The organism is Alteromonas sp. MMG017 (assembly GCF_018100795.1).
Lineage (GTDB): Bacteria > Pseudomonadota > Gammaproteobacteria > Enterobacterales > Alteromonadaceae > Alteromonas.
In genome coordinates this window covers 283,318-310,092 of record NZ_JAGJDY010000004.1, presented here as the reverse complement: position 1 = coordinate 310,092, position 26,775 = coordinate 283,318, and the positions used below count along the sequence as shown (strand labels likewise).

The 26,775-nt window shown below is 45.0% G+C and carries 28 protein-coding genes; 12 read left to right on the top strand and 16 right to left on the bottom strand.

Annotated elements, in window-relative coordinates; genetic code table 11:
* Window positions 1-172: 172 nt before the first annotated feature.
* Window positions 173-1,105 carry a hypothetical protein gene (locus J8L84_RS08225; RefSeq protein WP_211070381.1) on the top strand — a complete coding sequence of 311 codons (933 nt, stop codon included), beginning with the start codon at window positions 173-175 and terminating at the stop codon, window positions 1,103-1,105.
* An 8-nt stretch (window positions 1,106-1,113) separates the two neighbouring features.
* Entirely contained in the window at window positions 1,114-1,374 is a 261-nt protein-coding gene (locus tag J8L84_RS08220; protein ID WP_211070258.1) for a SlyX family protein, read from the top strand.
* A 21-nt stretch (window positions 1,375-1,395) separates the two neighbouring features.
* Here the strand turns inward: J8L84_RS08220 and J8L84_RS08215 are convergent, their stop codons facing one another.
* Together J8L84_RS08215 and J8L84_RS08210 are read right to left on the bottom strand one after the other, a co-directional pair.
* Entirely contained in the window at window positions 1,396-2,541 is a 1,146-nt protein-coding gene (locus J8L84_RS08215) for a DUF748 domain-containing protein (RefSeq protein ID WP_211070257.1), read from the bottom strand.
* Between the two features lie 275 nt (window positions 2,542-2,816).
* Window positions 2,817-3,023, bottom strand: a complete 207-nt coding sequence (locus J8L84_RS08210; protein WP_159534096.1) for a YheV family putative zinc ribbon protein — start codon at window positions 3,021-3,023, stop codon at window positions 2,817-2,819.
* A 117-nt stretch (window positions 3,024-3,140) separates the two neighbouring features.
* Here J8L84_RS08210 and J8L84_RS08205 point away from each other — a divergent pair, with 117 nt between their 5' ends.
* The 4 genes from J8L84_RS08205 (at window position 3,141) to J8L84_RS08190 (ending at window position 6,966) form a co-directional block, all read left to right on the top strand.
* Window positions 3,141-5,078 carry an ATP-binding cassette domain-containing protein gene (locus J8L84_RS08205; RefSeq protein ID WP_211070256.1) on the top strand — a complete coding sequence of 646 codons (1,938 nt, stop codon included), beginning with the start codon at window positions 3,141-3,143 and terminating at the stop codon, window positions 5,076-5,078.
* Window positions 5,065-5,592 carry a TIGR02444 family protein gene (locus tag J8L84_RS08200; protein WP_211070255.1) on the top strand — a complete coding sequence of 176 codons (528 nt, stop codon included), beginning with the start codon at window positions 5,065-5,067 and terminating at the stop codon, window positions 5,590-5,592. Before J8L84_RS08205 ends, J8L84_RS08200 begins: the two co-directional genes overlap by 14 nt.
* A 20-nt stretch (window positions 5,593-5,612) precedes the next feature.
* Entirely contained in the window at window positions 5,613-6,641 is a 1,029-nt protein-coding gene (locus tag J8L84_RS08195) for a hydrolase (protein ID WP_211070254.1), read from the top strand.
* 82 nt (window positions 6,642-6,723) lie between these two features.
* Window positions 6,724-6,966: a YheU family protein gene (locus J8L84_RS08190; protein WP_211070253.1), complete on the top strand. Its 243-nt coding sequence runs from the start codon at window positions 6,724-6,726 to the stop codon at window positions 6,964-6,966.
* 170 nt (window positions 6,967-7,136) lie between these two features.
* Here the strand turns inward: J8L84_RS08190 and J8L84_RS08185 are convergent, their stop codons facing one another.
* Complete coding sequence (locus J8L84_RS08185; protein WP_211070252.1) at window positions 7,137-7,697, bottom strand: outer membrane beta-barrel protein; 561 nt, start codon at window positions 7,695-7,697, stop codon at window positions 7,137-7,139.
* Between the two features lie 608 nt (window positions 7,698-8,305).
* On the opposite strand from J8L84_RS08185, the gene J8L84_RS08180 reads away from it, so the two are divergent.
* Both J8L84_RS08180 and mdoH read left to right on the top strand, forming a co-directional pair.
* Entirely contained in the window at window positions 8,306-10,015 is a 1,710-nt protein-coding gene (locus tag J8L84_RS08180; protein WP_211070251.1) for a glucan biosynthesis protein G, read from the top strand.
* Window positions 9,996-11,948: a glucans biosynthesis glucosyltransferase MdoH gene (gene mdoH, locus J8L84_RS08175; RefSeq protein WP_211070250.1), complete on the top strand. Its 1,953-nt coding sequence runs from the start codon at window positions 9,996-9,998 to the stop codon at window positions 11,946-11,948. Before J8L84_RS08180 ends, mdoH begins: the two co-directional genes overlap by 20 nt.
* A 166-nt stretch (window positions 11,949-12,114) precedes the next feature.
* Here mdoH and J8L84_RS08170 read toward each other — a convergent pair whose 3' ends face one another.
* From J8L84_RS08170 to nudE, 3 genes are all read right to left on the bottom strand, one after another.
* Window positions 12,115-12,699: a YceI family protein gene (locus J8L84_RS08170; protein WP_211070249.1), complete on the bottom strand. Its 585-nt coding sequence runs from the start codon at window positions 12,697-12,699 to the stop codon at window positions 12,115-12,117.
* Between the two features lie 76 nt (window positions 12,700-12,775).
* A complete protein-coding gene (gene cysQ, locus J8L84_RS08165; protein ID WP_057795241.1) occupies window positions 12,776-13,624 on the bottom strand; it encodes a 3'(2'),5'-bisphosphate nucleotidase CysQ in 849 nt (282 codons plus the stop codon).
* A 3-nt stretch (window positions 13,625-13,627) separates the two neighbouring features.
* Complete coding sequence (gene nudE, locus J8L84_RS08160) at window positions 13,628-14,191, bottom strand: ADP compounds hydrolase NudE (protein ID WP_057795243.1); 564 nt, start codon at window positions 14,189-14,191, stop codon at window positions 13,628-13,630.
* A gap of 66 nt (window positions 14,192-14,257) precedes the next feature.
* On the opposite strand from nudE, the gene yrfG reads away from it, so the two are divergent.
* The 4 genes from yrfG (at window position 14,258) to J8L84_RS08140 (ending at window position 18,343) form a co-directional block, all read left to right on the top strand.
* The gene (gene yrfG / locus J8L84_RS08155) at window positions 14,258-14,965 is read left to right on the top strand and encodes a GMP/IMP nucleotidase (protein ID WP_061998093.1); all 708 of its coding nucleotides are present in this window, start codon (window positions 14,258-14,260) and stop codon (window positions 14,963-14,965) included.
* Window positions 14,955-15,497 (top strand): inosine/xanthosine triphosphatase, encoded by a 543-nt coding sequence (yjjX, locus tag J8L84_RS08150; protein WP_211070248.1) that lies wholly within the window; start codon window positions 14,955-14,957, stop codon window positions 15,495-15,497. Before yrfG ends, yjjX begins: the two co-directional genes overlap by 11 nt.
* A gap of 266 nt (window positions 15,498-15,763) precedes the next feature.
* A complete protein-coding gene (locus J8L84_RS08145; RefSeq protein ID WP_211070247.1) occupies window positions 15,764-17,152 on the top strand; it encodes an NAD-dependent succinate-semialdehyde dehydrogenase in 1,389 nt (462 codons plus the stop codon).
* A gap of 69 nt (window positions 17,153-17,221) precedes the next feature.
* Window positions 17,222-18,343, top strand: coding sequence for an MBL fold metallo-hydrolase (locus tag J8L84_RS08140; RefSeq protein ID WP_211070246.1), 1,122 nt, complete (start codon window positions 17,222-17,224; stop codon window positions 18,341-18,343).
* Window positions 18,344-18,414: 71 nt separating this feature from the next.
* Here the strand turns inward: J8L84_RS08140 and J8L84_RS08135 are convergent, their stop codons facing one another.
* The 10 genes from J8L84_RS08135 to gspE are packed head-to-tail and all read right to left on the bottom strand — an operon-like array spanning window position 18,415 to window position 26,774.
* Window positions 18,415-19,173 carry a type II secretion system protein N gene (locus J8L84_RS08135; protein ID WP_211070245.1) on the bottom strand — a complete coding sequence of 253 codons (759 nt, stop codon included), beginning with the start codon at window positions 19,171-19,173 and terminating at the stop codon, window positions 18,415-18,417.
* Entirely contained in the window at window positions 19,170-19,649 is a 480-nt protein-coding gene (locus tag J8L84_RS08130) for a type II secretion system protein M (protein ID WP_211070244.1), read from the bottom strand. The genes J8L84_RS08135 and J8L84_RS08130 overlap by 4 nt, the downstream gene beginning before the upstream one ends.
* Window positions 19,646-20,845 carry a type II secretion system protein GspL gene (gene gspL, locus J8L84_RS08125; protein ID WP_211070243.1) on the bottom strand — a complete coding sequence of 400 codons (1,200 nt, stop codon included), beginning with the start codon at window positions 20,843-20,845 and terminating at the stop codon, window positions 19,646-19,648. Before gspL ends, J8L84_RS08130 begins: the two co-directional genes overlap by 4 nt.
* Complete coding sequence (gene gspK, locus J8L84_RS08120) at window positions 20,845-21,888, bottom strand: type II secretion system minor pseudopilin GspK (RefSeq protein ID WP_211070242.1); 1,044 nt, start codon at window positions 21,886-21,888, stop codon at window positions 20,845-20,847. The genes gspL and gspK overlap by 1 nt, the downstream gene beginning before the upstream one ends.
* Window positions 21,888-22,505: a type II secretion system minor pseudopilin GspJ gene (gspJ, locus tag J8L84_RS08115; protein ID WP_211070241.1), complete on the bottom strand. Its 618-nt coding sequence runs from the start codon at window positions 22,503-22,505 to the stop codon at window positions 21,888-21,890. The genes gspK and gspJ overlap by 1 nt, the downstream gene beginning before the upstream one ends.
* Entirely contained in the window at window positions 22,505-22,909 is a 405-nt protein-coding gene (gspI, locus tag J8L84_RS08110; protein WP_211070240.1) for a type II secretion system minor pseudopilin GspI, read from the bottom strand. The genes gspJ and gspI overlap by 1 nt, the downstream gene beginning before the upstream one ends.
* Entirely contained in the window at window positions 22,906-23,535 is a 630-nt protein-coding gene (gspH, locus tag J8L84_RS08105; RefSeq protein WP_057795262.1) for a type II secretion system minor pseudopilin GspH, read from the bottom strand. Before gspH ends, gspI begins: the two co-directional genes overlap by 4 nt.
* An 8-nt stretch (window positions 23,536-23,543) precedes the next feature.
* A complete protein-coding gene (gene gspG / locus J8L84_RS08100; RefSeq protein WP_013786669.1) occupies window positions 23,544-23,981 on the bottom strand; it encodes a type II secretion system major pseudopilin GspG in 438 nt (145 codons plus the stop codon).
* Complete coding sequence (gene gspF, locus J8L84_RS08095; RefSeq protein WP_057795264.1) at window positions 23,981-25,207, bottom strand: type II secretion system inner membrane protein GspF; 1,227 nt, start codon at window positions 25,205-25,207, stop codon at window positions 23,981-23,983. Before gspF ends, gspG begins: the two co-directional genes overlap by 1 nt.
* A 1-nt stretch (window position 25,208) precedes the next feature.
* Window positions 25,209-26,774: a type II secretion system ATPase GspE gene (gene gspE / locus J8L84_RS08090; RefSeq protein WP_282100412.1), complete on the bottom strand. Its 1,566-nt coding sequence runs from the start codon at window positions 26,772-26,774 to the stop codon at window positions 25,209-25,211.
* Window position 26,775: the final 1 nt, after the last annotated feature.

Here is a 26,775-nt window from a genome sequence, read left to right as displayed (position 1 = left end):
ATCATGCGTCTATGTTTAAACTGCTGCATCCAGGGCAGTCTGCACGATAGTGAAAGATGCGTGATCCATGCTATGTTAAACCTAGCATTCACAAAGCGAAACCTATTTGATTATGTTTAGGGCTCAAATGTTCCCCAGATTATTGTTACTCACCTTATTAATAAGTGGATCTATAGGATGCAGCTTCCCTGAGACCACGCCAATTAAACAATGGCGACATGTTGAAGAAGGGGCTTATGCAGCCGATATATCCTCAGATGGCACTATTTCTGTCGTATCAGGCATCAACAATGGCATTAATGTATGGCGAATAGGCGAAGAAACCCCTTTGTATCAATGGAGTCATCAAGGGGAAGGCAATAATTTAGTCATTTCGTTACATATATCAGCCGATAATACCCATGTAGTCACCGCTGACCGAGAAGCGTTTGCGCTGTGGAGCATTGAAACTGGCGATCCGATTGGCTTTTGGCGGATTGACGAAGCGTCTATTCGAGATGTGGCCATCTCTAATAATGGAAATGGCATCTTGGTGGCTCGTTCGAATGGTAAGGTCATGTTTTTTGAACCTAAAACTCAGCGTAGATTAGAGTTTTTGGGCCATCAGGAAAAAGTAAACTCTATTGATATCTCTCCGAATGGCAAGTTTGCCCTCACCGGCGGGAACGACTATATCGCGTATCTATGGAGCACCGATACAGGGCAAATAATTCACACCTTTACTCATCCTTCCCGGGTAACTAAAGTGGCATTAGACGACAAAGGCCGTTTTGCCTTTACTGCCGATAGCCAAGATAAGTCACAAGTGTGGAACGTGCAAACTGGCGAAGCAATTAGCGGGCTGAGCTTTATTGCGAGGCAAAAAATCTTCACCGATGCTGTATTTTCTGATGATGGTAAGTATTTACTAACAGGCTCGCCATCACGCCAAGTGTATTTATGGGATTTAAAGAGTGGAAAGGAAGTGGATGCTTGGCAGGTTGCATCACGAGATACAGTTTCACCGCCAACTGCAGTTGTTTATGGCGTTGGCTTTATGTCCGATGGTAATATTGTGACAGAAAGCAGCAGTGGTCTTGCCGAAGTATGGCAGCGCAGTAAATAGAGTAAATTATGACAGATAAAAATAGCAGTACTGATGGTGTCGCATTTCGAGCAGAACTCGACAGTACGAACAACAGTATTGAAGAGCTCCAAACGAAAATAGCGTTTCAAGAGCACACCATTGAAGCTTTAAACGAAGCGTTGTCTTCGCAGCAGCAGCAACTCGATGAGCTTACCTACAAGTTACGTCACGTTATTGACAAGGTTAAGTCTATTGAGCCCTCAAATATGGCCAAAGACTCGGAAGAAACACCGCCTCCTCATTATTAATACACCCGAGAACATAATAAGCTAGCGTGTTTCGGGTTCAGCGCTTTGGCTATCTGAATCTGCGGTTTTTGTTGAATCAGGCAGTGCGGGTTCAGACAACGTCTGTAGTTCTACTGACTCTTCAATGTCGCCGCTAATAGCTTGAATAAAGGCGTTTTTGATAATGGCGCCCAGCGCACTAAAAACATCAGTGTCTGGGCTACTCAAATCCCCTTCTATAGGAATACGAGTAGCAACCTGATCTTCACTCTGATTTTCAAATATCTCAGTAACAAAAGCAGATAGCAGCTCTACGGTACCTTCAAGTAGGCCATCACCATCTTGCTCAATATCGCCTTTCCATGAAAATACTTCCACATGGTGCAGTATTGGTTTTATATAACCCTTTACTTTACCATCGTCGGCAGCTACTTCCGCAGCCAGCGTGAGTGAACCCGCCTCTAGGTCAAATGGCGCATAGGTATCCAGCAAGTTTTTAAAGTTAACTAATGCCACATTGTCGGCTTGAATATTAAGATCGAACGTGGGTTTTTGTGTGGCAGGGTTCAGCTTAGCTTCAAGGTTCAATGTACCTTGCTGGGCGGTTTGCGCAGTCACTAAGGCGTTAGCCACCCGATTGTCAGATAGCGCATCGCTGTTTACCAAATTGGTTACTTCACCTTGAATGTCGTGCAGCGAGATATCAATCACAGGTGAGGTTTCTGGGTTATAAAAACCAATTTTCCCATCGGTAACACTAAGCTTATCAATACTTAACGGGAATAGTTGGTTAGCAATGTTAAGCCAATCTTCATTTTTACCCGCTTGACTGTTATCGCTGGTGGCACCATCAACAAAGTTAATTTCTGGGCGGGTAAGATTCACCGTACCGCTTGCTGCGCCTTTAATCAGCTGGCTCCAGTTTAATGTGAACTCAACCTTATCGGCGCGAAACAATGGCTTGTCTACCTGTCCATTAGATTTGTACAACAACACATGCTCTAAACTATAAGCCCCGCGCCATAGCATTAAATCTACGTCACCTACTCGGCCGCTGTATTCCCCCGGCTGACTGAGTGTTTTATTGATATACCACTGCGCAGCATAAGGCATGCTCATACGAATAATAATGAGTAGCCCAAGTATGACGGCGAGTGAAATAAGTAGGTAACGATTTGCGGTTTTCATAAATACTCCTTTAACGAAGTATTTCAAGATTTATGCCGTTGAATGTAAATAGAAGATGCGAGTTGTTTGATATGGTAAGTATTTTTAAATCAAAGGCTTGGTGGGGTTTTCAGCGTAACACTTACTGTTTCAAGTAATGTAAAGATACGGCTAACATGGGCGGTATCTTCACATTATGCGTAATAGTTACTGCTAGCGAATACTGTGGGTGAGATGCTGGTGGCTATCGTGTAGAACGTGACGCAAAAGCAGTGATGTGCGCCATTACGGTAACGTTAGTGAGGTTTGAAAATGCCAATAACGTTTTCGTTTTCACGGGTGGCCGCATTCACTTGTTCTTCGGTTTGCGCTTCATTGTAACCACAGGCCACGCACTCTAGCTTTTCTACGTTATTTTCGTAATATAGCGAGATAGTGTCTAACTCTTGGCATTTTGGGCAGGTAGCGCCTGCAACAAAGCGGCGTTTAATCGATTTTTGCATTGCAGCTCTCTTAACGTAATTTACTCAGTATTATACCGTGAAAAGCCATTTCCTGATCAGATTTTGATAGGAATTTGCTATTATACGCGACCTAAATTGTTCCCGCGAAGGTTATGAATGATAAAGCTTACCAACGTATCGCTAATGCGTGGCAGAAAAGTACTGCTAGAAAGTGCATCAGCGCAGGTGTTTCCAGGCCATAAAGTCGCCCTTATAGGGAGCAATGGCTGTGGTAAATCCACCTTGTTCGCATTACTGCGTAACGAGATGTCGGTAGACGCAGGTGACTGTGTGGTACCCGCTGATTGGCGTATAGTGAGTGTTGCACAAGAAACCCCTGCCACCGACAGACGTGCAATAGAGTACGTTATTGATGGTGATAAACATCTTCGCCGTTTACAAGCACAGCTTCAGCAAGCTGAGCAAGATGAAGACGGCGTACTGATTGGTAAAATTCATGGCCAACTAGAGCAAGCCGGCGCTTACGATGTAGAAGCACGAGCCGCGACTATTCTATCAGGGCTTGGCTTTACTAATGTTCAGCTTACCGCACCGGTTACTGATTTCTCTGGTGGTTGGCGTATGCGCCTTAACTTAGCGCAAGCACTGCTTTGTCCTTCTGACTTATTGCTGCTTGATGAGCCCACGAACCACTTAGATTTAGATGCCGTTATTTGGCTAGAAAAGTGGTTACAGCGCTACGAAGGTACCTTGTTACTTATTTCTCACGATAAGGCGTTTATAGATAATACAGTCGCGCAAATTATCAGTGTTGAACAGCAACAGCTGATTACCTATACCGGAAACTACTCTGCCTTTGAAAGACAACGTGCCGAGCGACTTCGTTTGCAAAATATTGAGTTTGAAAAGCAGCAGCAAAAAGTGGCGCATTTAACCTCTTTTATTACTCGCTTTAAAGCCAAAGCGAGTAAAGCGAAGCAAGCACAAAGCCGTATTAAACAACTCGAAAAAATGGAAACCTTGTTACCTGCGCATGCAGCTAGCCCATTTAGTTTTGAGTTCGTACCGCCTGCTGCACTGCCTAACCCCCTTGTACAAATGGAACACGTACAGTTAGGTTATGATGATCATATTGTTTTGCAGCAAGTGAAGCTGAACTTGGTGCCAGGAAGTCGTATTGGTTTACTGGGGCGAAACGGGCAAGGTAAATCAACCCTTATCAAGTTATTAGCTGGTGTTCATGCCCCCAAACAAGGTGTGTTTGATACTGCCAAGGGCCTTAAAATTGGTTACTTTGCTCAGCATCAACTAGAAACCCTCGATCCTAACGCCACGCCTATTTTGCACTTACAGCGCATAGACGAAAAAGCTACCGAGCAACAATTGCGAGATTATTTAGGGGGGTTTGGCTTCAACGGTGATGAAGCACTTTCCGCCGTAGCGCCTATGTCTGGTGGCGAAAAAGCGCGGTTAGTGTTAGCGCTTATTGTGTATCAAAAGCCAAACTTGTTACTACTTGATGAGCCTACCAACCACCTTGATTTAGAAATGCGTCATGCGTTGAACATTGCGCTGCAAGGCTTTGAAGGTGCCATGGTGTTGGTATCGCACGATAGGTTCTTACTCTCATCGGTATGCGAAGACTTTTACTTAGTGGATAGCGGCGAGGTTGCGGCTTTCACTGGCGACTTAGACGATTACCGCGACTGGATTTTAAAGCAACAAGCCGCTGAAAAGGCGAAAGCGAACAGCGATGCGAAAGCGTTAAATGAAGATGCAAGCGCTGTTAGCGAGCGTAAAATCGATCGAAAAGAAGAAAAGCGTCGAGAAGCCGAGTTTAGAAAGCAAGTTGCTCCGCTGAAAAAAGCCTTAGAGAAACACGAAAAGGCCATGGACAAATGTTCAAGCGAGCTGAAAACCCTTGAAACATCGTTGTCAGACACAAGCTTGTATAACGATGATAAGAAAGCCGATCTAATGCAGTTGTTAGATAAACAAGCAAAACTCACTCAGCAGCTTGAAGAAGAAGAGATGCAATGGCTCGATGCACAAGAGCAAATGGAGGCGCAGCGCGCAAGCTATGAAGCACAATAATGCAATTGTAAATGCAGAGGACTTTTGGCAGTACGCGGGCAGTCGCTATGGCAAAGGCGATGTAGCGCCACTGGCTATTTTGTTGCAAGACCGCCATGGTGTGAACGTAAATATACTTTTGTTGATATGCTGGTGTATTGAGCACGGCTTCATTATCAATCTGCCTCAGTTAAATGCGGTGATAAGTGCCGTTGAAGCATCAGAACACACTCTTAAGCAGCATCGGCTTGAGCGAAAGCAAGCGAAGCCAGAAGACAAGCAAGATGCAAATTACCCGCAGGCCTTAGCGAAATACAATCAGCTAAAAGATGACGAGCTGGCATTAGAAAAAGCGCAACAAGCTATTATCGTAGAAACGGTAAATAGCCTTGGTTTAGCGTCTTTACCTTCAGGCGCCTCTAGTATGTCAGGTGTATTTAATGCCTCTATCGCTGCACTTATTAATGCGTATGGGCTTAGAGAAAAACAGGAAGCCCGCGAGTTAATCAGTCAGCTATTGAAGCAGTTGTCGTAAAATAACAATAAGAAAACATCATGAGCAAAATCGCGTTATCGCATGGAAAGATTATAAAAAGCAGTTTTCGAGTGCCAAGTTGGGCAAAGAACCGACATGTTCAAACTATATGGCCGCGCTTCATTCAAAAACGCTTACCGCTAAAATACAGCATGGAACGCCTAACACTGCCTGATGACGATTTTGTCGACGTTGCTTGGGGACCAAAGCCCGCCGAGCCCTCTGGCATTATTGTGATGTTCCATGGCCTTGAAGGCAGCATTCGCTCACATTACGCCAACGATATGATGGCCAATTTATCGGTGAATGGCTGGCAAGTGGTGATGATGCATTATCGTGGCTGTAGCGGTGTACCGAATTTAAAGCCAAGAGGCTACCATTCTGGCGAGACTGGCGATCCAAGTTTTTTTCTTGATTGGCTAAACCAAAAATTCCCTCAGATCCCTAAAGTTGCAGTGGGTTTTTCTCTTGGCGGGAACATGCTGTTAAAGCTGCTTGGCGAGAACCCAGCACAAAAATGGTTGAATGCGGCTATTGCTATATCATCACCGTTGAAATTGTCGGAATGTGCTAAATCCATTAATCACGGTTTCTCGCGGGTTTATCAGAAATACCTTTTAAACAGTATAAAAACCACGCTGCGCAAGAAAATGTCGTTTATCGACTATCGTAAACTTATTCAATTAACGGGTGATGATGTTGATGGCATTACCAGCTTTGCGCAATTTGACGAGAAAGTCACTGCACCCTTGCATGGTTTCGAAGACGCGAATGACTATTATGAGAAATGCAGTGCGTACCACTTCTTAAGTGCTATTCACTGCCCTACGCTGGTACTGCACAGTATTGACGACCCCTTTATGAACCATTTAGTGGTGCCTAAAGAAGAAGAATTAGCGCGCAATGTTACCCTTGAACTTAGTGAGCGTGGTGGCCATGTTGGCTTTATGCAGGGTTCAGTGTTTAGCCCTAAAGTGTGGCTGCATGACAGGGTCAAAAGGTACGTTAGCGATATATTACCTATTAATCCCAACACGCCCTACGTGTGAATTTCCCAACTTATTAGCACGTTAGCTGGCTTTAATTCACGCATAACAGTTAGCGTGAACTCATTTTTTTCTGGAGGCAGAGATGATAATTCCAATCGATGCGGTTGATACCGAGACCCTACACAGTTTAGTGGAAGCATTTGTGCTGCGAGAAGGCACAGAGTACGGCGCTGAAGATGTCAGTATGGAAACCAAAGTAACACAGGTGTTAGATGCGCTTAAAAGCAACGAGGCGGTGCTTGTGTATTCAGAGCTTCATGAGAGCGTGGATATAAGGCCAAAAGGCGACGTGACATCCGAAAGTGAGTCTGCTCCAGAAGAGTAAAAATACCTTAGGTTTCTCAATAAAAAACTGTTCATTAACCCATTCTTAAATAAAAGATTGTTCAATAAAAATTGCACAAAATCGTATAAGCTCAAATTGAAGACCAAAAAAAGCCGGGCGAGTGACCCGGCTACCTTTCTTTAGGAGAGCATCCCAAAAACGAGAAAGGTTTAGAAACTGTAGCGTGCAGTTACCTGCATGATGTCTAAGTCATCCATCAGCTTGTAGTTGGCACCTACGGCCCACTGAGGAGTGACGTAATAGTTTGCACCTACTTTAAACGTCGCATCGCCATCTTCAACGTCGTAGTAACCTACTTCGCCTAGAAGCTCTACCTGCTCAGTCACCATAGAACGAACGCCCGCATTTACGCTGTAGCCCGTCTCATCATCGAAATCGCCATCGATACGCTCAAAGTTGGCGCCGAAGTATGCATCGGTAGTGGCGTTAAGTGGCATTCTGTAACCAGCACCTAGCGTTAGCATATCGAAATCGAAATTGCCCTCTTCAAAGTTGCTGTATTCACCGTTTAAATAAATGTTGCTGTTTAATAGATATTTGCTGCTTAGTACGAAACCATCTGGTTCAAATGATTCGTTATCGTCAAAATCCATTTTGCTATAGCCACCTTCTACATAACGCCAGTCTGGAGACTCAGCCAACGTTGCAAAAGAAGCAACAGAGGCTGCGGTAGCGGTAAGTGCTGTAAGTAAAGTGATTGCTTTACGCATTGAAAAAACTCCTATTTATCGCAGAAAGAAAAAATACCTGCGCTTCACATTTTGCGAACCTGTGCATCGTGATGTGCAAACAAGTATCGCGAATTCCATGGTTAAATCTGAAGTTAGTTTTGCAAAGGGTTTGCCAATTACGTTATTGCCTGCTGTTTAAATATACGATTTTTCTTTAACTAACAGAAAGATAGTGATTTTTACCTACGACCGTTTTTTATCACCGAACTAGATTTATGAATTAGCGCTGATTATCTAAACAATAAAATGCGCGAAATGTGTATCTAAAAAACAACACTATATCCTTTCGTCTAATGCTTAGTCCTTTTTTACACAGTATAAAAGCGCCCTTCGTTTCAATAATACCGTTTGTAAATGTTTGAAAAGATGGCGATTGATGGTTATTCAACCCCTTTTAGATAAGTTGGATCATTCTTTGCAATTGCTCTAGTGAGTTCAAGCGCGGTTAATTCGCTACCCAGTTCTTCTTCCTTTATGGGTCAGCGAGGTTCCTATCAAAAAAGTACCTTTGGGCATTCATCTACGGAGTTAGCTGGTGGCTTTTTTGAACGCGTTTTGGCATAGCCCTAATTCATGGAGATAACGACATGCACCAAGAGTTTAAACCAGACCGCTTTGATGGCGTGATGAGCGTCAGTAAAGACACTAAGCGAGGCCCTATGTCACTTTTCTCTCGCGTTGCGGTTGTGATTACCAGTGTGTTGTCATTATTAGTCGCACCAGTGATTAATGCTGAAGGAGTGAGTGATAGCAATGAACCTCGTGATGCATCCCCTATTCTTCAATCTGTTATCGATGCCGCAAAAGCGTCTGCCGAGCAAGGCTATGAGCAAAATGATCATGGTCTCGATGACGGGTTAAAATCAATTGATTATCAAACTTATCGAGCTATCCGCTTTAATCCTGAAAAAAGCTTGTGGAACGGTGAGAACGACTACGAAGTACAGTTTTTTCACCCCGGATTTCTCTATGAGTTGCCTGTAACAGTTCACACTATCGATGAATCTAATAGCGCTGAGCGTATTCCCTTTTCTAGCGACATGTTTCGTTATGACGACAAAGCAGCACCGTTAGCCGGGCTGACTAACGATAAAACAGGGTTTGCAGGCTTTCGCGTTCATTACCCGTTAAAAAACGAAACATACAAAGATGAGTTTGCCGTATTTTTAGGAGCCTCTTACTTTCGTTTAGTGGGTAAGAATCAAGTATATGGTATTTCTGCTCGCGGGCTTGCCATTGATACAGCCTTAACGAAAGGGGAAGAGTTTCCTCACTTTACCGAATTTTGGCTAATTGAGCCTAAAGAAGGCCAGCCTATTACGATTTACGCACGACTGGAAAGTCCGTCAGTGGCCGGTGCTTACAAGTTTGTTATTGAGCCAGGCATCGATACACAAGTTGATGTGCAAAGCTGGTTGTTTGCCCGTGAAGACGTAGAAAAGCTAGGTGTAGCTCCTTTTACCAGCATGTTTCTTTATGGCGAAAATAGTGAAAAGCGCCCCGATGACTATCGCCCTGAAGTACATGACAGCGATGGTGTATTGATGGTAACTCATGCCGATGAAGAGATTTGGCGCCCACTGACTAACCCAGCAAGGCTACAAATTACTTCGTTAAGTGATAGCGCGCCGAAAGGCTTTGGTATGTTGCAGCGCGATGGCGAATGGGGCAATTTTCTGGATGCTGAAGCAAACTATCATATTCGCCCAGGTCTTTGGGTAACACCTACTGAAGGGTTCGAGAAGGGCCGGTTAGAGGTGGTTGAAATACCCACCAACTCAGAAACTCACGACAATATTGTAGCGTATTGGGTGCCTGAAGCGCCGTTACTTAGCGGTGAATCTCGTTATTTTGCATACACCTTAAAAACGGTAGAGCGAAACGCATTTGTTAGCGAGTTGGCCACTGTTATTCGCACACGCCAAGGTCAGCCGTCGTTACCTGGCGAGAAAGTAAAAGATGAAGCGAAGCAGACTCAGCGCCGCTTTATTGTTGATTTCTCTTCACCTGATTTCTCTTCACCTGAACTGGCAGCACCTGAACTGACAACACCAGACATGTCAGCCAATGAGAACACGGTTACAAGCTTCAACCCAGACACTACCAAGCTTATTGTGCAAGGTAGCAATGGTGCAATTTCTCAGCAGCGCCTTTACCCCGTTAATGAAGGTAAAGAATGGCGCGCCACTTTTCTTCTTAAGCCTAAAGACAAGAGCACGGTAGATATGCGTGCTTATATCGAGCTAGATGGCAAACGTATCAGTGAGGTTTGGAATTATGTCTACCAACCCAAGTAATGCTTCTATTTCCCCTGAATCCTCAACAAAGCGTGATCGATTCATCACGACAGGAGAGCACATGCGCTTATTTATAATGGCAATTTTGGTGCTTCCGAGTACGGCGTTGGCCGGTTGGAGCCTTTATGAAATTTTTCTTCCTAATGGGTTAACTAAACTTGAAATGGCTCAACTAGGTTTAGGCCTTATGCTGTTCTCGTGGCTTTGTATGGCCTTTTGGACCGGTATTATTGGGTTTGTACTTCAACTGTTTAATATTGACCCTTTAAGCTTGCGTAAGAAGCAAAATAAGCCTGATGAAACCACGCAATTAAGCCAGCGCCATGCGGTGGTAATGCCAGTATACAATGAAGATACGCGCCGAATTATGGTGGGCTTTGAAGCTTGTGTACGTGAGTTAATGAATACGCCACAGGCTGAACATTTCGACTTTTACATGTTAAGTGACACCCGCGACCAAAACAAAGCGGATGCCGAGCTTCGTGCATGGCAGCGTATGACCAAGCGTTTAGGTAGCTATGCATCACAGGTATTTTATCGTCGCCGGGAAAAGAACCTTCATCGCAAAGTGGGTAATTTAAAAGAATTTTGCGAACGCTGGGGCGCAAATTACGAATCTATGATTGTGCTGGATGCCGATAGCATAATGACGGGTGAGCGAATGTTAGATTTAGCCCGCCGTATTGAACAAAACCCAGATACTGCCTTAGTTCAAACTATCCCTATGCCAGTACGTCAAAATACCTTCTTTGGCCGTTTTGTGCAGTTTGCTGCGCACCTTTACAGCCCAATGTTGGCAACAGGTTTGTCATTTTGGCAAACAGACAGCGCCAACTATTGGGGTCATAACGCGATTATTCGCATCGCGCCCTTTATGCAGCATTGTGGCTTACCGAAATTAGAAGGCAGTGCCCCGTTTGGTGGTGAAATTCTAAGTCATGACTTTGTAGAAGCCGCACTGCTTCGCCGTGCAGGGTGGCAGGCCTATTTACTGACCGATACCACGGGCAGCTATGAAGAAGTACCTAGCAACATTGTAGATTACGCCATTCGTGATCGTCGTTGGGTACAAGGTAATATTCAGCATTTAGGTTTGCTGAACGTAAAAGGCCTAAAAGCGGCTAACCGTCTTCACTTCCTATTTGGCGCGTTTGCTTATATTTCATCGCTGGTATTATTTTGTATGCTGGCGCTAGGTACGGCCGATGCCCTTATTCGCGCTACGTCAGTACCGGACTTCTTTGTCTCTGAATATCAATTATTTCCAAGTTGGCAGGTAGCCCGTCAAGATATGATGATGGTGACTATGTGGGGTACCGCTGCATTACTCTTCTTGCCTAAGATATTGGGTATCGTGCTTGCGTTAATTAAGCGCAGAGAAGAATTTGGTGGCGCTATGTCGTTGTTAAAGAGCGCAGTGGCAGAAATTACCATGGCCATTCTAATTGCGCCGCTCATGATGTTTTATCATAGCTTCTTCGTAATAAGCGTGTTTGTTGGGCACTCGGTTAAATGGGAAGCACAAGAGCGTGAAGGTAAAAAAGTACCCTGGAGTGTTGCCTTTAAGCATACGCAGCTTATGAGTTGCCTAGCAGTGATATGGGGCGTAACAACCTTCTACTTCACACCGTCGCTATTTATGTGGTTGCTACCGGTGTTAATTGGCATGGTTCTGGCCGCGCCGGTTATTCGTATTACCAGCAGTGACAATTTAGGTATACAAATGCGCAAATGGGGCGTGTTTGTTATCGACCAAGAAGTGGATGAATGCACCGCCCTTAAACGTTTGCGCGTAGCTATGAACTACTTTGCATTGTCTCAGTACAAGGCTCAAGAGCCTGCGCTACCTGAAAGTTTGTGGGTAACCATGCCTGAACAGGTATTAAGTCAAAAGCCGCTGCCTATGCGTCCAGCATTGGTTAATAACGCCTAGTAGATTGTGCGCTTAAACGTGTATCTTATGCTAATCCCCTAGGGCGAGGTGAATTAACCTCGCCACAAAGCAATGCACCGTTGTTTTGCATAAACATACAGATACAAAAAAAGCCGGGTCGCTTTACTTCAAAGGTAAAGCCCCGGCTTTTTTATATTAGGTGTACTTACTGCGTGAAAGTGACGGAGAAAGAAACCGGAACCGTGGTAGTAATACTTTTAAGCCCTGCAATTTTTTGTAATGCTTCAATACCTGCTGTTAATCCGAAAGACTCCGCTTTAATCAGCGTAGGCGCGGTAGTTGAAACCGTTAAGGTGTCGGCGTCTACCTTGCTTGCCATCACTGAAAAGCTAGTAGGAACCGCCATACCGTGCAGCGTTAAAATACCATCTACTCTGCCGTTGACTACTTCGCCATCGGCTAAATTTAGCATCGATTCAGGTAGAGTGGCGTCGAATGTTGCTTCAGCAAATTCAGTAACGTTGAATAGCATGTCTTGCATACGTGTATTACGAATATCGATTGACGTATTTACCGACGCCAAATTAACCGACACACGCAATTTTCCAGCATTAGATAAACTGCCTTCAAAACTATCGAATTTATGTACTTCGGTAATTTGTGAATTCTTGGTAGAAAGGAAATGCAAAACACTGGTGTCGCCATCTAGGTTCCAGTCAGCGAGTGCAGGAAACGCAAGACCGCATGCAAGCAAGGCAGTTGTTACCTTACGAATACGTGTCGTCACCATAATATTACTCCTTTAAATAATAATAATGTCCACTCGAGACTACTCGAAGATGGCATAGACCAAATAACCTAACGTACTAATTACGATGAGGGTTTACAAAATCATTATACTGGACAACATCTTTCCATGGCACTCTTTGATCGCCCATTACCACAAAATCTGGGTTTTCTAGCGAATGGCGTTGGTTATAGGTAAGCGGTTCGAAGTTAGCGGCCGCAATACTGCCTCCAGCTTCAGATACAATGCACTGTGATGCGCCTGTATCCCACTCACCGGTTACGCCAATTCGCATAAACACATCGGCCTTACCTTCTGCAATAAAGCAGGCTTTCAGTGAGCAGCTGCCTAATGGCAGGGTTTGATAAACCCGTTTTGCACACATGCGACCTAATACTTTTTCTCGGCTTTGCCTGCGACTAATGGCAATCATCACCACACTGTTTTTAGGATCGTCGAGCTTACGTACGGCAATCTTCTCTTCACCGTCGGGTGACGACTTAAATGCCCCTTTCCCCTTTTCAGCAAAATACAGCGATTGGCCAGGAGGCCAGAAAATAACACCAATTTTAGGCTGGTTATTTTCAATAAGCGCTATGTTCACCGCAAAGTCGCCGCTTCGGGCAATAAATTCTTGCGTACCGTCGATAGGATCGATAAGCCAATAACGTGGCCAGTCCTTTCGCTCTTCTAGGCTGGCATGCTTATTTTCTTCAGACAAGATAGGAATGTCGGGGGTAGCGTCGCTTAAGCGTTTAACAATAATATCGTTGGCTAGGTAGTCGGCGCTAGTAACCGGAGAATCGTCTTCTTTTTGGTAAGCGTCAAAATCGCCTTTATCATACACTTTAAGCACAGCTTCGCCGGCTTCAACGGCAACGGTTTTTGCGAGCTCTAATAGTTCGCTGTGGGGGTGTTCATCGGGCATAATCTATTGGTCCTTCAACCATTTTTGAGCAAGCAACAGCGCAGCGATACAGCGGGCTTCTATAAAATCTTCACGAGCCAGTAACGCGTCTGCCTCAGCAAGGGGCCAGTGAATAACTTCCAATGGCTCTGGTTCATCACCCTCAAGTTGTTCTGGGTATAAATCTCTTGCTATTACAATGGTCATGTTGGCATTAAAAAAGGTAGGTGCCATGCTAACTTTATGTAATTCAATCAGGTCATTCGCACCAAAACCTGCTTCTTCTTTTAATTCTCTATCGGCGGCTTCAAGGGCGGACTCGCCAGGATCGATAAGGCCTTTTGGAAAGCCAAGTTGATAGGAGTGAGTACCTGCGGCATATTCACGAATCAATACCATGGTATCTTTATCAATCATGGGAACAATCATGACAGCGCCACGATTGCCTCCTGCCATCCGTTCAAACTCTCGCGTTGCACCATTAGAAAACTCTAAGTCTAGGCGCTCTACGCGAAAAAGCTTACTTTGGGCAACAATTTCCCGATTGTGAATTTGCGGTAACGGCTTGTTCGGGTCAATTTTTCGCATGTCTCTTGCTACAACTTTGTTATCATACCTACTGTAACTAGCTTACTTCATTATAAGGAAAATCGCTTGCCCTTTCTGCCCTGGAATGAAATTGATACGGTGTTGTTGGATATGGACGGCACCCTACTGGATTTGCACTACGACAACCGGTTTTGGCTAGACCATTTGCCAACCCGTTTGGCTGAAATCAAAGGTATTCCTGAACAAGAATGTCGTGACATGATGGCCTCGCATTATGAAAAGGTGCACGGTCAAATTCAGTGGTATTGCCTCGATTATTGGGCAGAAACGCTGGATATCGATATTATGCCGATAAAGCGTGAGTTGGCGCACCTTATTGAAATTCGTCCCGACACCGTCCCTTTCTTAGAGGCGCTGCATCAGTCTGGTCGCGAGGTCGTGTTAGTCACTAATGCGCACCCAGGTAGCTTATCGTTAAAAATAGAGCGTACTCAGTTAGACGCGCACATCGATAACTTAATCTCCACCCATGAGTTTGGTGTCACTAAGGAGTCGCAGTTACTGTGGCAGAAACTGCATGCACGCTTAAACTTCAATCCAGCGCGAACCTTGTTTGTAGACGACACAATACGAATTTTAGATGCAGCCAAGGAATTCGGCATACAGCATCTTCTTGCAGTTGATAATCCAGACCACACATTGCCGCATCGCAACATCACCGAGTTTCCTGCTGTTACCGACTATCGCCTCATGTTAGATGATATTTTGGCAAACCCTGTCTCTAGCGACGAAGGAGGTAAACATGCTAAGTAAATTGTTTGTAGGCTCTAAAAATCCTGTAAAAGTGAATGCTGCGCTTATCACCTTGTCGATTAGCCTAGAGCAGGATTTCGATGTGTATGAAGTTGGCGTGCCTAGTGGGGTATCTGAGCAGCCAATGAGTGAAGAGGAAACTCGTTTAGGCGCGGTGAACCGCGTAAAAGCACTTATTGATATGCACAAAGACGACACAAATGATTCATGGTATGTGGCTATTGAAGGGGGCGTTGATGTGTTCGAAGACGGCCCTGCTACCTTTGCTTATGTGGCGATTTATAATGGTGGACGCATGTCGATAGGCCGAAGTGCCAACTTGCCGTTACCCGTTAGTGTGTATCAAGCATTACAGCGGGGCGAAGAGCTTGGGCCTGTTATGGATAAATTATTCAATACCACCAATGTGAAGCAAAAAGGGGGCGCGATTGGCTTACTTACCCTTAACCACGCTTCTAGACAAAGTGTTTATGAAGTGGCGCTTACACTCGCCATGGCCAAATTTCATTTTCCCGACTTATATACCGATTAATAGACTTATTGATATACAAAGCAACACTGCTATTTGCCTTAACATGACAACGTAAATAGCAGGTTTTGACTTCAAAATACTCTGTAAGCCCTACCGAAATGATGACAAATTTTGGTAATAATTTCTTATCGGGCTTTTATTAAATTTCGCTTATAATGTTTATGCTTTAGTCTATGTTGTTGATATGTGGTTAGAAATATAAGGCTGGCTGATCTGGCGTTGTAGTTGCACTACCTCTTATCACAAACGGATTAAGGAGTGTGACAATGAGCGAGACAATCAACACGTACAACCCAGCAACGGGTGAGAAGCTAGATCATTATCATTTGATGTCAGCGGATGATGCAGAGCAAGCAGTAACCCGCTCACAAGAAGCCTATTTAAACTGGCGCAGAACTTCTTTTGACGCCCGTGCCCAATTATTCAATAACCTTGCTGATTTAATGGAAGAGCGTATTGACGATTTAACCAGCCTAATGACCCGAGAAATGGGTAAGGTAACCGAGCAAGGTAAGCAAGAAGTACAGCTATGTGCAAATATCTGTCGATATACGGCAGAACATGGTGCCGAAATTCTTGAAGATGAACATCGTATTTTTGAAGGCGGTCGCGCCATTATCAGCTACCAGCCTATTGGCGTAATTTTAGGCATTCAGCCTTGGAACTTCCCACTTTATCAAGTTATTCGCTACAGTGTTTCTAACATTATGGCGGGTAATACGACGGTACTTAAACATGCGAAAAATGTATTTGGGATGGCCGTTGCTATCCAGCAAATGTATGAAGATGCAGGCTTCCCTAAAAACGTTTACCAGTCGCTATTGATTGATGGCGGTACGGCGAGCGACTTAATTAAGCATAAACATGTTCGCGGCGTAACCTTTACAGGCAGTGACGAAGTGGGCAAGCAGGTTGCTAAAGAAGCAGCAAGTTTGTCGAAAAAGACGGTAATGGAGCTAGGTAGTAACGATGCCTTCATCGTGCTTGCGGATGCCGATATCGACCAAGCGGTTGAAACCTGCATTATGGGCCGTGTAATTAACAACGGTGAAACCTGTGTAGCAGCCAAGCGATTTGTTATCGTCGATAGTATTTATGATGAGTTTAGAGATAAGTTTGTTGCCCAGTGCAAGAAACTTAAAGTGGGCGACCCTGCGGACGAAAACACCGATCTTGGACCTATGGCACGTGAAGATTTACGTGATGAATTACATGACCAAGTTAAAGCGTCACTTGAAGCGGGTGCAACGCTATCGTTGGGCGGAGAAGTACCAGATAGTAGTGGTTATTTTTACCCTATCACTGTTTTAGAAAATGTCTCACCAGGTATGCCGGCGTATGACGATGAATTATTCGGTCCAGTGGCTTCGCTAATTCGTGTTCGTGACGACAAGGAAGCGATGACAGTGGCAAATGATTCACGCTACGGTCTTGGTGGTGGTATCTTTAGTACTGATACCGACAACGCTATTGCGCTTGCTAAAAACGAGTTCGACACGGGTATGGTGAATATCAACGGTTATTCGTTAGCTCAACCTAACTTGCCATTTGGCGGTGTCAAAGACAGTGGTTACGGTCGTGAACATGGTGGCTACGGTATGCGTGAATTCGTTAATATCAAAACCATCATGATTGCAGAGCAACAAAACAGCTAAGCGTACCAATGCGGCTAGTCCACAGTGCTGGGCTAACCCGCAACAAAGCGCTGAATAGGAGTAAGTAGTATGTTAGTCACATCCATGAAATCTAGTTCAGCCCGCGTTGCGAAGCCGCACGGTTCACATCTAGGTTCAAGTTTAGGCGCAAGTGAAAAGTTTAAACTTGGACTGAGTAGTAAATTAAGTATTGGGCTGGGGTTGTTTACCTCGGCCTTTTTAGTTTGTGCAGAGCCCGCCTCTACGCCTGAGGCAACGGCTGGTGATTCCGTTAATCAAACGTCTGTGCATAATGCATCAATGGATAATAGCGCCACTACGGTGTGCGAAGGAATTTCGTTGCAGGTGCTTGGCTCTGGTGGTCCAGAACTCGATGATGGTCGCGCCTCTACGTCTTACCTTCTTTGGAAAGATGACAAGGGCAGAGTACTTGTAGATGCTGGAAGCGGCAGTAGTGTTCAATTTGGCGCGTCGGGTGCTGATTTTACCGATATAGACACCATTTTATTATCTCACTTACATACCGATCATGCCGCCGATTTACCCAGTTTTATCAAGGGAAGCTACTTTACCCGTCGAGATACAGATTTATCCGTATATGGCCCAGCCGGTAACGACCTAATGCCAAGTATCCAAGCGTATCTTGATGCGCTAATAGGTAAAGAAGGGGCTTTTAAATATTTGTCATCTTACACCCAAGAAGGTGAAGATGATTACAAAGTGTCTGCACACACGATTGCAGATAACGCATTCTCAACATCTATCAATAACGATATCAGCATTGATGCTGTATCGGTGCACCACGGACCTATACCTGCGTTGGCGTGGAAAGTCACTATTGACGAATGTGTTGCCGTATTCTCAGGCGATACCAACAATGCAGATGGAACATTAGCAAACTTTGCTAAGCATGCTGATGTGCTCGTGTTGCATAACGCGATTGAGGATATTGAAAAGGGGGCGGGTAGCGCAGCCACCAACTTGCATATGACGCCTAAGCAGATTATTGAAATTGCTAAAGCGTCCGAAGCAAAGCGTATCGTGCTTTCTCATATAATGAAGCGTAGCGAAGCTGGTTTAGACGGACTTACAGAGGCGATTGCGGTTATTGCACCCGGACGGGTATTCGCAGCGCAGGATTTGATGAATATTCCATTGGTGAGCGACCTCTCAAGTGAAGAAGGCCGCTAACCTAAAAGTGTATACTGTCTTATGGTAACCTAATGGTTATGCGCCAGACTGGTTATGTAACTTGCTGGCGACTATTGTAATTTAATCGCGATATAGCCATTCGCATCAGGTTGTCCGAAGAATTTAGACGCCTGATGTACCTCTTGAGGAAGGCTATCATCTGGCTTAAATTTCCCGTCTACTTTCACTTTTTTCATGTCTGGGCTAACCACAGCATCAATAGACAGACCAAGTAGATTTGGCTCGCTAACCACAATACCAATGTCATCACCCACGCAGCGAAGTTTGGCAGAATAAGTCCCAAAGTCGATAGGGCCTTGAGTACCTGCAACTGCTGCATTCAACCAATCACCGGTGCCTTGTAGTGCCACACACTGAGGGCCAAAAGTAAGTTCGTCGAGTTTCACTTTAAATCGCCCACTGGCATTAACAGGCAGGGGTAAGTTCACTTGCGCAAGCACGCGGTCTACCGGTAAATAAACCGAGAAATTCGTGGTTTCTATTTTGTTTGTATTGAACAAGCTGGTTTTAAATGGCCCTTCAAACGCAATGTCGTTTACATCGCGAATGTTGCCCGCTTTTACATGCGCACTGACATTTCCAATTAGCAACGCAAGGGGGCTAAGCTCCCAATTAACGTTATTAATAGGTAGTCCGTTCACCACAATGGTTTGCGCTTTACCTGTCCATAATGTGCCACTCACACCGCTAATCGATACATTTTTTGGCAAGTCTACTCTGCCAATTACCTGAATAGCAGGCATGTAAGCAATTGCAAAAATTAGAAAGGCAACAATGCCACCCACTAGCCAACCAAACTTAGACTTCATGCTTTTCCTAACTGTAAACGGCGAATTTTGATGTAACCTGGATCATCTGCTTCGGCAATATCGGCCTGAATAATAACAATACCCATACCTTCTAAGGTTTTTAACCACTCAAGTACGTCATTAAACGGGGCTTGGTCTATCCAAACTTGTAACTCATCATCTTGCGGCTGCATGCGCGAAATAGCGATGCTGTGCTTTGATGTAGTACGGTTAACGGCTTGTGGAAGTGAACCTTTAAAAGGCGCTGAGCGGTTATTGCTTTTTCTTAGCTGTTGGGCGCGAACGGCACTGTCTTTCACCCACACTAGCAAGCTTTGTTGGTTATCTAACAATTGCTTTTGCTGATGCAAAGACGCGTTGAGGGGCGACCAAATCAAAAAGTAAAATAAGCCAATGACCACTACTACAGCAGAGATCATGACCAGTATTTGCTCGCGCTCGGTAAGCGCTTTAAATTTGCTGATTAGTGCGTTCACAACACACTCCTAATTGATACCGTGCCAATCACATTGTCATCACGGTTATTGATAGCACCTTGTTCAACGGTAAATCCAGCACCTTCCGCTTGACGGCGAAATTGCTCTAACGCCTCAAAACTTTTACCTTGCGCTTGAATGCGTATTTCGGTGCGGGTGGCGTCAAATCGTAAGGTTTGTGGTTTCACTTGCGTGCTGGCAAAAGCTTCTGAAAGCTGATCTAACATCACTAACATAGAGGCATCGCCGCCACTTTTTGATAATTTATTAAGCTCATATTGCAGCTTAAGCTTCACATTACGATAAACGCCAATATTAGGAAACCCAGACTTTACCGCTTGATCAATTTCACTGGTGAGAGCCGCATTTTCAGATTTTAGCTGGTACAGGGTAACGGTTTTATCAATCAGGCTGGTACATAACACCAGTACGGCTAATACTGCCGCAACACGCCATTGTGCCCATGCATTATTACGAGTGCGTTTTACTTTGTACTCGCCCTGAAGCAAGTTAAAGCTGCTCGACATCGCCTCTTTGGCTAGCACATGCATAGGCAGCTCAAGAGGGGCGTCACTAACCGTAATGTTCGGCATATCGTTTAAATCAATACCCGCGTAGTTGGTAATTACAACAGGGGTTTCTTGTTGGCTGGTGAAGTGACCTAGGGTGGGTAACAACCACGCTTGCTCACCTTGTATACCTTTAAAGGTATCTTGGCGAACCAACATTTGATCGCCTAAGGTAAGTACAGACCAACCGTTTTCAGTTACCGGTACGGCGAGTACATCAGGAATTAGATGGTTACAGAATAAGCCTGCATCGGCTAACCACTGCTGCCACATTTGAAGTTTTGCATGACTTACCACGGCAACCGCTTGGCTATCGCCCACTTTAGGGCCTATAGCAAAAAATTGTTCGCTAATATCAGTGGCTAATTCGTCTTCAAGCATAAAGGGCAAAGCAGAAAGTACCTTTCTACCCGCTCTTGGTGGTAAAGCTACCCATTTAAGCAATATTTCGCTGCTAGGTGCTAATGCGATGACTGCACGGTGCCCAGCGCGTTCCGCTAAGGTAGAAAGGGCGTCGGCATTGGCTAGCTCACCAGAAGCAATAATCTCTTCTTCCGCTGTAGACCATACCAGCCAGCTAATTGGGTCGGCCTCGGTGGCACCTAACCTAATCAGGAGTTGTTCCATTATTTTACGCCTCCAAACTCGCGCTTTATTATTTTTACGCCCGCGTCACTACTTGCGTTAAATACGGTAGAAAGTTGAAACGTTGCTTTATTGTAACGGGTCTTAGTGTGCAAAATAAAATACTCAGTCGTTACCGTAAACCATTCTTTTCGGCTGTCAGATAAACTTAATGCTTCAACACTCGGTTCAGCCAGAAATTCGCTTACGTCTCCCCAGCCATCTTGTGGGCGATTACCCAGCAAGCTAGTGGCTTGTTGTAAATCTAGCCCTGTTAAACCGGCTAATAGTGCAGCATGTTCTTCATCAATGGTATTTACATTAATGGCTAGGGTGTCGTTGTCGGGAATAACGCAAACCAAAGGGAGAATGTCATTCAACCAAACCTCAGAGACGCCATTTATAATACGCAATTCACTTGTCGATGCCAGTAGTCCGTTTGCTCCTAAGTAAGGAAACTCCTTCGATTCATACTCGCTATCTTCTGCGCCATAGGGGCGCATATTGTCGTCTTCATCTACCCAATCGGCCAAACTGTCTCGCACTGTATCAGCGGTAAAGCTGTTGATATCGTCAATTTCTAGGGCCAAAAGCATCGTATGAAAGGCATCCATCGCTTCGGTAGCACCATCACCACTATTCACGTTTGCGCTAGCGCTGCCTTGTAGAATAGCGTTTAAATTAAAGCATGCTTGAAGGTCGGTAAGGTTCGCTTGCAAACCGCCATTTTCTAATGGGTACATAAATTCCTGTGCCCAAGGCTGGTCTAGCGAGATTTTGTCGCCGGTTTCTTCCATCAAGGTTTGAATTGATTTACGAGCAAAAGCCTCGGCGCCCAAGGCATACCAGTAAGCTTGGTTGCTGTCTTTAATATTCATGGTGCGCTGTACTTGCAACTGCAAGCGGGTACCCATTTCAGTGGCCAATACAGATACCAGCGCCACTATCATCAGCACTATCATTAACGCCACGCCTTGTTGGCGAGAAGGCAGTGAGCTAGGCGTTTTTATAGGAGCTTTGATAGAAGCTTTGGTAAGAATTTTCATTACGCAGAACCTGCTGTTAAGGCAAACTCGCGGCGTATTAAACCGAAGTCTTTACTCACAAACTCAATGGCCACAGCGGTGGGTAACGCTTCACCTTGGTAACTTTCACTCCAACTTAAATCGTCGTCATCACCGCTACTTTCAGGGCTGATGAACTCAACGGTAAAGCTTTCTATATGTTCAAGTAGGGTACGTGTCTTAGGTTCATAGCCAATTACATTATCGACGTAGTTGCTATAAACGCGTTCTAGTCGGTCTTCATCAAGGCGATAGGCCACGTATTGTAAGGTGCTTCTGGGCAACATGAGCTGAGGGTTATGCCAACCGCCACGCACAAAGCCAATACCATCGCCGTCGCTATCATCTACCTCGCCGCCAGCCATCACCACTTTTTGGGTTTCCCCTTCAGCGCGAACTGGACGAGGCACCGCTTGTTGGATGTCACGCTCTATAATCACCATGGCACGCTGTAATTGCTGTAACTTCTCAAAGCGCTCACTAGATAAATCGTTACTATCAATGACCGTGGTTAGCAGGCCCGTAGATGCCAAACCAATGAGCGTAAAAATAGCCATGGCAATCAATATTTCAATAAGAGTAAATCCGCGCTGCTTCATTAAATGCCTGCGCTGGTGGGCTTAGCCACAAAGGTGGTTACTGAAGTGACGCTGCCAGAATAGTCAGAATCTAGGCCTACGCTGATACTTACCGAGCGTAGATCATCGTCATTGGTTTTAGTGACGGTTTGCTGCCAGTACCAAGTACGGTCAGCCATTTCCATGCTGCCTTTCAAATTGTTCTTAGGTGGCCAAGTATCATCAAGTTGTAATTGATTTAGTCGGTTGCTGGCAACATAGCTGGCAAAGGTTACCGCTTCAATTTGCCCTACGTTATTTAAGTGATCGCCCGCAGCTTTTAAAATAGCCGTGCCGGTTAAGGCAAAAATAAGCAGCGCCACCATGACTTCAAGCAGTGTCATGCCTTTTTGACTGTTAGGCGAATGCGAAGACGCGCGTTTCATTGCTCGGGGCTCTCAAAAGGACCAGCTAATTCTAGTGGTGGGAATTCTTCATTGTTAAGCGCAAAATAAACGGGCTCATCGTTAAAGTCGCCTTCATACGCAAAAGTAAGGCTGAAGGGGGTAATATCGCCGCTAGACATAATTAATATTTGCGGAGGTGGCAATTTCTTTTCTTCTTCGCTGCCTATCTCAACACCATCTTCAGACACGCTTAAGGTCTCGTCGAATATGCCTCTATCGAAAAGTTGATCTTCTTTGGTCCAAGGCAAGTCGTCTAAATTCAGCGTAAACGAGAAATCTTCAGGTAGTGTGTGGGCTTCGTAGTATTTCTCGCCCTCAATGCGTTGCCACTCATCATTCTCATCTAAAAAAACAAAGTAGTACTCGTTGTCTTTTTGCTCAACGCGAATGCCAAGTTGCTGCTGATTTAACACCGCATAATCGCTTGCCATATCAACCAAAACTTGTAGCCGTTGTGCTTGGCTTTTTAACAAATCTGCTTTACTGGCGCCGAAGGCATTAAACATTACGTAACCGGCCGCCAAGCCCATAAGCAACAGTACCAGCATCACTTCTAAAAGCGTGAAGCCAGTTTGCTTGTTGTGAGGATGAAAGCGGCCAAGCATAAGATAACTTAGTTTAGGTATTCGTTGATATTCCAGTTACCAATGTCGTCATCGGTACCGGGTTCACCGTCTGGTCCATTTGAAAAAATGTCTACTACGCCTAATTCTCCTGGGCTAATTAGCGCATAGGGGTTACCCCAAGGATCTTCAGGTAAGCGCTTAATGAAGCCACCTTCTGGATAATTTCTTGGAATAGGATCAAGGGTTGGCGCTGTAACCAAAGCTTCTAGCCCCTGTTCAGTCGTTGGGAACTTGTTGTTGCGAAGCTTGTACATTTCAAGTGCACTTTCCATTTGCTGAATATCAACAGCGGCTTTTTTAAGTTGTGCCACTTCTTGGTTACCCAAAATTTGCGGCGCTACCATCGATGCCATAATGCCGATGATAAGCAGCACCACCATTACTTCAATCAAACTAAATCCAGAACTACGTTTTAAGGTTTTCATCAGATATTCACCATATTGTTTAAGGCCAAAATAGGCTGCAAAATTGCCATTACGATAAACAGCACTATGCCAGCCATCGACACGATAAGTAGAGGTTCAAATACTTTTAGTGAGACACCAATAAGGGCTTCAAATTCCCTATCTTGGTTATCGGCGGCACGGCCAAGCATTTGCTGTAATTCGCCAGATTTTTCACCAGATGCAATCATGTGCATCATCATTGGCGGGAAAATTTTTGTGTTATCGAGGGCAGCGCGCAAGCTGCTCCCTTCTTTTACATTAACGGCAGCATCGGCTACCTGATTCTTTATGTGCTGGTTTTCAAGTACATCACCGGAAATACGCATAGATTCAAGTAAGGGCACTGCACTGGCACTTAAAATACTCAAAGTACGTGCAAAACGAGCGGTATTAAGCCCTCGAGAAACTTTACCAATAAGCGGGAGTTTCAAAATCACTTTGTGAAATCTTAACTTCATCTTTTTCTGTTGAAGCACGCGCTGAACAATTACTGCCAATATAGCCACGACAACCAGTAAAATAAGGCCGTAATTTTGTAACCAGGTACTCACCGAAATAAGTACTTGGGTAATACCCGGAAGGTCTTGACCCATGTGATCAAACTGACCCACAATTTTAGGCACAACTACCGTAAGCAGTAGCATCACAATGCCGAAGGCGAAAAACAGCATAAGTGACGGGTAAATGAGCGCTTGGGTAATTTGACTGCGAGTTTGCTGGCGTCGTTCTGTGTAATCGGCAAGGCGATTAAGCACCGTATCTAAGTGACCGGATTTTTCACCTGCCGCCACCATGGCGCGGTATAAGTCGTCAAACACACTGGGAAATTCAGATAGCGCATCGGCTAAACCATGACCTTCTACCACTTTGCTTCGAACGGCCATCATCATGTTTTTTTGACGAGGCTTTTCACACTGCTCGGCAACCGCCAGTAAGGCTTCTTCTACCGGTAAGGCAGATTCTACCAAGGTGGCCATTTGGCGAGTTAACAGGGCAAGATCTGAGGCTGAAATTCTCGGTTTAAAAAACGAGAAGCCACCACTTTTACCGTCACTTTTTCCGCGCTCGGTAACTTGTTCGACTTCTAAAGGAATGAGGCCTTTTTCACGCAGTTGCTGGCGCACTTGGCGAGCGTTATCACCTTCCAGTACACCATTTGCGTTACGGCCACGGTTGTTTACCGCTTTATAAGCGAAGGCGGCCATACTAATCCTCCTTGGTTACACGCAGGACTTCTTCTAAAGAGGTAACACCTGCAAGTACCTTACGACACCCATCATCCCGAATACTGGGCGTAGAGTGCCTGATATATTTTTCAATGGCCTGTTCACCCACGCCTTCATGCATCATTTCGCGCACTTTCTCATTCACCAGTAATAGCTCGTGAATACCCGTACGACCTCTGTAACCGGTTTGGTTACATGCGGCGCAGCCGTTGGGTTGGTAAATGGTAAAGTTGCTATCGGCATCAATATTAAGGGCTTCACACTCTTGAGGATCGGGCGTGTGAGGTGTCTTACACTCTTTACACAGTGTACGCACTAAGCGCTGCGATAATACTGCCAGTAAGCTTGATGAAAGCAAAAAGGGCTCAATACCCATATCTTCTAAACGGGTGATCGCGCCAGCAGCGGTATTGGTGTGAAGGGTCGATAACACTAAGTGACCGGTTAAACTGGCTTGAACCGCAATTTGTGCGGTTTCAACGTCTCGAATTTCCCCTACCATCACCACATCGGGATCTTGTCGCAAAATCGCTCGAAGGCCGCGGGCGAAAGTCATATCTACACGGGGATTTACCTGTGTTTGACCAATACCGGGTAAGTCGAATTCTATAGGATCTTCTACGGTTAAAATATTGCGGTCGCGAGAGTTTATCTCGCTTAGGCCTGCATACAAGGTGGTACTTTTACCAGAACCTGTCGGGCCGGTAACCAAAATAATACCGTGGGGTTTTCTAATTAACGAAGAGAAATGGTCACGGTTTTGCTGGGTCATGCCTAAGTCTTTTAGGTTTAACCGCGCGTTGTTTTTATCTAATAAACGCAGTACCACGCGTTCGCCGTGGCTCGATGGCATAGTAGACACACGAACATCTACCGCACGGCCTGCAATACGAAGGGTAATACGGCCATCCTGAGGTACTCGTTTTTCAGCAATATCAAGCTTTGCCATTACCTTAATACGAGAAACTAGCATGGAAGAGAGTTTACGATTTGGGCGTAAAATCTCTCGCAATACACCATCTACACGAAACCGAACCACTAATTGGTTTTCAAAGGTTTCAATGTGAATATCTGACGCGCCTTCTTTAATCGCTTCACCTAGCATGGCATTAATCAGCTTGATGATAGGGGCGTCATCTTCGTTATCTAATAAATCTTCGGTATCAGGTAACTCTTCAGCAAGGGCAAACAAATCACTTTCGTTACCTAAATCTTCCATTAACTGCTTTGCTGCAGAACTATCACGCTGGAATGCAGTGGTTAGAAAGCTTTCGAACTCATCAGCTGCAATGGTTTTAGGTACAAAAGGTTCGCCATAAAAGCGGCGGACTTCGGCAAACACTTCAAAAGGCGTGTTTTCCGTAAAATACAGCACAGCAGGCGTCACGTTAGTTTCAAGTAAAACCTGATTACGCTTTGCAAAGCTAAACGAAAGCTGACGAGGGCCAGCTTCGGCTTCTGGTAAGCCTTCTTCGCCAGCCATAGCTTCGAGCGCTTCTTCCTGTGCCTCTACCGCAAGGGTGAGTTGCTCGTCTTGACCTGCCATA

Coding starts and splice junctions, on each gene's coding strand:
- gspK (WP_211070242.1), bottom strand. CDS start 21,888: ATGAAAATTCTTACCAAAGCTTCTATCAAAGCTCCTATAAAAACGCCT.
- J8L84_RS08210 (WP_159534096.1), bottom strand. CDS start 3,023: ATGCAAAAATCGATTAAACGCCGCTTTGTTGCAGGCGCTACCTGCCCA.
- gspF (WP_057795264.1), bottom strand. CDS start 25,207: ATGGCCGCCTTCGCTTATAAAGCGGTAAACAACCGTGGCCGTAACGCA.
- cysQ (WP_057795241.1), bottom strand. CDS start 13,624: ATGCCCGATGAACACCCCCACAGCGAACTATTAGAGCTCGCAAAAACC.
- J8L84_RS08215 (WP_211070257.1), bottom strand. CDS start 2,541: ATGAAAACCGCAAATCGTTACCTACTTATTTCACTCGCCGTCATACTT.
- gspL (WP_211070243.1), bottom strand. CDS start 20,845: ATGGAACAACTCCTGATTAGGTTAGGTGCCACCGAGGCCGACCCAATT.
- J8L84_RS08140 (WP_211070246.1), top strand. CDS start 17,222: ATGTTAGTCACATCCATGAAATCTAGTTCAGCCCGCGTTGCGAAGCCG.
- J8L84_RS08200 (WP_211070255.1), top strand. CDS start 5,065: ATGAAGCACAATAATGCAATTGTAAATGCAGAGGACTTTTGGCAGTAC.
- mdoH (WP_211070250.1), top strand. CDS start 9,996: ATGTCTACCAACCCAAGTAATGCTTCTATTTCCCCTGAATCCTCAACA.
- J8L84_RS08205 (WP_211070256.1), top strand. CDS start 3,141: ATGATAAAGCTTACCAACGTATCGCTAATGCGTGGCAGAAAAGTACTG.
- nudE (WP_057795243.1), bottom strand. CDS start 14,191: ATGCGAAAAATTGACCCGAACAAGCCGTTACCGCAAATTCACAATCGG.
- J8L84_RS08170 (WP_211070249.1), bottom strand. CDS start 12,699: ATGGTGACGACACGTATTCGTAAGGTAACAACTGCCTTGCTTGCATGC.
- gspE (WP_282100412.1), bottom strand. CDS start 26,774: ATGGCAGGTCAAGACGAGCAACTCACCCTTGCGGTAGAGGCACAGGAA.
- J8L84_RS08185 (WP_211070252.1), bottom strand. CDS start 7,697: ATGCGTAAAGCAATCACTTTACTTACAGCACTTACCGCTACCGCAGCC.
- J8L84_RS08180 (WP_211070251.1), top strand. CDS start 8,306: ATGCACCAAGAGTTTAAACCAGACCGCTTTGATGGCGTGATGAGCGTC.
- gspI (WP_211070240.1), bottom strand. CDS start 22,909: ATGAAACGCGCGTCTTCGCATTCGCCTAACAGTCAAAAAGGCATGACA.
- gspG (WP_013786669.1), bottom strand. CDS start 23,981: ATGAAAACCTTAAAACGTAGTTCTGGATTTAGTTTGATTGAAGTAATG.
- J8L84_RS08145 (WP_211070247.1), top strand. CDS start 15,764: ATGAGCGAGACAATCAACACGTACAACCCAGCAACGGGTGAGAAGCTA.
- yjjX (WP_211070248.1), top strand. CDS start 14,955: ATGCTAAGTAAATTGTTTGTAGGCTCTAAAAATCCTGTAAAAGTGAAT.
- gspH (WP_057795262.1), bottom strand. CDS start 23,535: ATGCTTGGCCGCTTTCATCCTCACAACAAGCAAACTGGCTTCACGCTT.
- J8L84_RS08135 (WP_211070245.1), bottom strand. CDS start 19,173: ATGAAGTCTAAGTTTGGTTGGCTAGTGGGTGGCATTGTTGCCTTTCTA.
- J8L84_RS08195 (WP_211070254.1), top strand. CDS start 5,613: ATGAGCAAAATCGCGTTATCGCATGGAAAGATTATAAAAAGCAGTTTT.
- J8L84_RS08220 (WP_211070258.1), top strand. CDS start 1,114: ATGACAGATAAAAATAGCAGTACTGATGGTGTCGCATTTCGAGCAGAA.
- gspJ (WP_211070241.1), bottom strand. CDS start 22,505: ATGAAGCAGCGCGGATTTACTCTTATTGAAATATTGATTGCCATGGCT.
- J8L84_RS08190 (WP_211070253.1), top strand. CDS start 6,724: ATGATAATTCCAATCGATGCGGTTGATACCGAGACCCTACACAGTTTA.